Consider the following 4,236-nt stretch of genomic DNA (forward strand, 5'->3'; position numbering starts at 1 on the left):
GCGTTCCGCGGTCGAGGTGGTACGCCAGGTCACGAAGGCGCGTTTTGCGGCCTGCACCGCGCGGTCGACGTCGGCAGCTGTGGCGTTTGGGATGTTGGTGAGAATTTTTCCGTTGGCGGGGTTGATAATGTCGAGGGTTTCACCATTTTCGGCCGCCACCCACTGGTTGTCGATAAACAGGCCGTAGCTGTTGTCGGGAAGGTAGCTCGGATGGGTATCACTGGAATTTTGCATGGGTTACCTCCTGAGGTAAGTGCGATGGGTTTGGTTGAGATTATTTGAGATATTGATATATGTCAATATGTAGTTGTGTATTCGCGCAGGCATTCCTATCGCCGCACTTTTTCAGCCTGCTTCTGGATCGGCGGGGAGCGCGCTGTGCTGCGCGCCAGGCTTGGCAACGTAGTCCAGCCCCCCCCCGATCTCTTCATCAAAGAGGGGGGGGCTGCTGCATAAAAGCACTGAGGCCTGTTTGCATTGAGGTGAAGATGTAAGTCAGAACGGCGCGTCGATATCCATGACGTTAATCAGCTTGTGGTTGACGAATTCCTTGATTCCCAAACCAATCAGCTCGCGACCGTAACCAGATCTTTTGATTCCGCCGAAAGGTAGGTCGGCTTTCGATGACGTTGGGTGATTGACGAACACCATGCCTGTCTCGATGCGCTTAGCAACCTCAACACCATGCTGGGCGTCTGCGGTGAATACCGAACCACCGAGCCCGAACGGAGAGTCGTTGGCGATAACTATCGCGTCTTCTTCGTCTTTAGCTCGTAAGATCATCGAGACTGGACCGAAGAACTCCCAGTAGTAGGCAGGGTTATCAGGCGTCAGGTTGGTCAGAATGGTCGGTTGAACAAATGCACCCTTGCTTGGTACCTTGGGCCCAACCTCGGTGGCCGTAGCACCGTAGTTGACTGCTTCACGAATCTTCGCGCGGATTTCGTCGGCGGCAGTTTGAGATGACAGGGGGGCTAGATTTGTTTCCGGATCGAACGGGTCGCCGGCCTTCAGTTGTGCTACACCTTCGGCATAAAGGCGCAGGAACTCATCGTAGACTTCTTCCACTACAATCATGCGTTTGGATGATATGCACACCTGTCCAGCATTCCAGTGACGGCCTACAACAGCCCACTTCACGGTCTTTTTCAGTTCAGCGTCGCGCAGAACTATGAAGGCATCTGCCCCCCCCAGTTCCAATGTAGATTTCTTCAGTGCCTTGCCAGCCTGGGAGGCGATGATGGCACCTGCGCCTTCGGAACCGGTCAGTGCCACCCCGTGTACTCGAGAGTCGTTGAGGATTGTCTCGATTTGCTGGCGAGTTGCGTACATGTTGCTGAATGCGCCAGCAGGTAGACCAGCATCAAGCAGTAGTTGTTCGAAAGCTTCGGCACATTGCGGTACGTTTGAAGCATGTTTGAGCAGCACGGTATTACCCGCTGCCAACTGTGGTGCGAGAATGCGAGCAATTTGATAGTAAGGAAAGTTCCATGGTTCAATGGCCAGGATAGTGCCCAACGGCTCATGGACCAAGATTGCTTCACCCTCGGCTGGGTCGGCTACCGGCAGCTTCTGCGGAGTTAACAAAGCTTCTGCATGTTTAACGTAATACTCAAAGATACTTGCTGAGATTTCTACTTCACCTAATGCTTCGGCAGTGATCTTGCCCATTTCCAGTGTTAGCAACCGGGCATAGTCGTTTGCTCGCGCGCGCAGCAGGTCGGCAGCTCGCTGAAGGACGGCCCCACGCTCTGCGATTGAGCAATTCTTCCAGACAAGAAATGCGTTGTGAGACGCCTCAAGAGCCTGTTCAATCTGAATATCTGTTGCATCTGGAAAACTTTTTAGAACTTCACCTGTATAGGGATTAACGGATGCGTATGCCATGCTGTTTCTCCAGTAATTTTAAGTAAATTTGATTTGTTAATGAGGCTGGTAAGTAGACAGGACCTAAACTGCGGGAATATTTTGGTGCATTTACTAATGATTGATGCCATCAATCAGGAATACTCTGTAAACCGCACCTTTAAGACGATGTTGCAGTGCCTCTTGGTAGGCGGGGCTGGAGTACCACTCTCGAGCTGCTGCTATGTCCGGAAATTGAAGAATGACTGCGCCCTCAATCGGTCCGCCTTCGAGCACCTCCAGTTGGCCGTAGAAGGCCAATGGTGTGAGGTTCCGACCCTGGCGTGCCGCCGGTGCTTTACGGGCATAGAGTTTCAACTCAGCCTCGTCTGTGGTGTGTTCACGTGTGAAGACTACGTAGGCGGACATTGACGTAGTCTCAGGCCAACAGTTTGAGCAGCGAGTGAGCCGTAGCTTCAGAGGAAGCTGGGTTCTGGCCAGTTACGAGCAACCCATCGACTTCGACATGAACGCTCCAGTCAGCACCCTTGGTATAGCGCCCACCATTTGCCTTGAGCATATCCTCTACCAGGAAAGGCACGATTTGAGTTAGACCCACCGCAGCCTCCTCGCTATTGCTGAAACCGGTTACTGTCTTGCCTGCAACCAGAGGTTTGCCATCTACACACTTGACATGGCGCAAAACCGCTGGTGCGTGACAAACCGCTCCGACAGGTTTGCCGGATTGGATTGATTGCTCGATCAGAGAGATAGAAAAGGTGTTCTCCGCAAGATCCCACAGTGGGCCATGGCCGCCAGGGTAGAACACCGCATCAAACTCGGAACTGATCACGTCGCTCAGTTTCTCGGTGTTGGCCAGCGCGTGAGTGGCGACTGAATCGGTCTGAAAGCGACGGGTGGCGTCTGTCTGGAAGTCGGGCTCATTGCTCTTTGGGTCGATGGGTGGTTGACCGCCTTTCGGCGATGCTAGGGTCACTTGCACGCCAGCGTCGATGAAGGCGTAGTAAGGCGCGGCCAGCTCTTCGAGCCAGAAACCGGTCTTCTCGCCAGTGTCACCAAGCTGGTCGTGGGAAGTCAGAACGAGGAGAATCTTCATGTCGTATACCTTGCAGTTGTGCATGCTTGTGGATGTTTTGTAATGCGCTGCCTGTGTGGATAAGCAGTGCTGGAGGTTGGCTTATAGGCTCGCTTCAAGCACACGGCGGCTGACGTCTAAACTGACGTTGTTGTGTTCGCCGAGTGCGGTGAGGTGGTGTGTGTCGAGCTGGTTTATTAGCGCATCTATAGCGTCAGTGCCGAGCTTGTAGGCGGATAAGTGCGTCGGTAAGCCCAGGCTCTCGAAGAACATCCGGGTCTGTTGTATGGCCATGTCAATCCGTTGTTCTTTGTCCCCTTGGCTGATCTGCCAAACCCGCTCGGCGTACTGCAGCAGCTTCGCGCGCTTGGCTTCACGACGAATCTCTAGGTTCGCAGGAAGTACGATGGCCAGGGTCCGTGCGTGATCGATGCCGTACAGCGCGGTGAGCTCATGGCCGATCATGTGGGTGGACCAGTCCTGTGGTACGCCCGCTCCGATCAGGCCATTGAGCGCCAAAGTGGCCGTCCACATGAGGTTGGCACGCGTGCTGTAGTCCGCGGACTCTTTCAGTACAAGGGGGCCAATTTCGATCAGCGTTTGTAAAAGACCTTCGGCAAAACGATCTTGGACGCGCGCATCGATTGGGTAGGTCAGGTACTGCTCAATGACATGCACGAACGCATCGACAACGCCGTTTGCGAGTTGACGGGTGGGGAGGGTTTGGGTTTTGGTGGGATCGAGAATCGAGAATTGTGGAAACATGTAAGCGCTTCGAAACGGCAGCTTGTCTTGTGTCGCCCGGCGAGTAACCACGCCTCCATTGTTCATTTCCGAGCCAGTTGCCGGTAGGGTCAGAACGGTGCCAAATGGCAGCGCTCGTCGAATACTTGCACCCCGCGTTTCCAGAATGTCCCAAGCATCACCCTCGTAGCCAACAGCAGCGGCAACGAACTTGGTGCCATCGATGACCGAACCTCCACCGACAGCCAGGAGAAAATCCAAGCGATGGGTGCGAACCTGATCAACAGCCTTGATTAGCGTTTCATAGCTGGGGTTTGGCTCTATACCCCCGAATTCTTGCACTTCCCGAGAGCCTAATGCGTCACGGACTTCGCGGAGCGTACCGTTTGCACGAGCGCTCTGGCCACCATAGAGCAGCAGGATGCGGGCCGCAGCCGGAACCAGTTCATCCAGGCGGCTGATGGTTTCGTTGCCGAAGACGATTCGCGTAGGGTTGTAGAAGTCAAAATTAAACATTGCTTTAACTCCGATTAAATAGACCAGTCGTATAT

The 4,236-nt window shown here is 54.0% G+C and carries 5 protein-coding genes; all 5 read right to left on the reverse strand.

What is annotated here, in order from left to right; genetic code table 11:
* A partial coding sequence (locus tag UB23_RS24390) for an aldehyde dehydrogenase family protein (RefSeq protein WP_045061816.1) occupies positions 1-234 on the reverse strand: 234 nt, incomplete at its 3' end.
* A gap of 261 nt (positions 235-495) precedes the next feature.
* Positions 496-1,887, reverse strand: a complete 1,392-nt coding sequence (locus UB23_RS24395) for an NAD-dependent succinate-semialdehyde dehydrogenase (protein WP_045061817.1) — start codon at positions 1,885-1,887, stop codon at positions 496-498.
* Between the two features lie 93 nt (positions 1,888-1,980).
* On the reverse strand, positions 1,981-2,274 hold the full coding sequence (locus tag UB23_RS24400; RefSeq protein WP_010562395.1) for a DUF1330 domain-containing protein: 294 nt from the start codon (positions 2,272-2,274) through the stop codon (positions 1,981-1,983).
* Positions 2,275-2,284: 10 nt separating this feature from the next.
* The gene (locus UB23_RS24405) at positions 2,285-2,962 is read right to left on the reverse strand and encodes a type 1 glutamine amidotransferase domain-containing protein (RefSeq protein WP_038443625.1); all 678 of its coding nucleotides are present in this window, start codon (positions 2,960-2,962) and stop codon (positions 2,285-2,287) included.
* An 81-nt stretch (positions 2,963-3,043) separates the two neighbouring features.
* A complete protein-coding gene (locus tag UB23_RS24410; RefSeq protein WP_045061818.1) occupies positions 3,044-4,201 on the reverse strand; it encodes an iron-containing alcohol dehydrogenase in 1,158 nt (385 codons plus the stop codon).
* Positions 4,202-4,236: the final 35 nt, after the last annotated feature.

This window comes from Pseudomonas sp. ES3-33 (assembly GCF_000952175.1).
Taxonomy (GTDB): Bacteria; Pseudomonadota; Gammaproteobacteria; order Pseudomonadales; family Pseudomonadaceae; genus Aquipseudomonas; species Aquipseudomonas gregormendelii.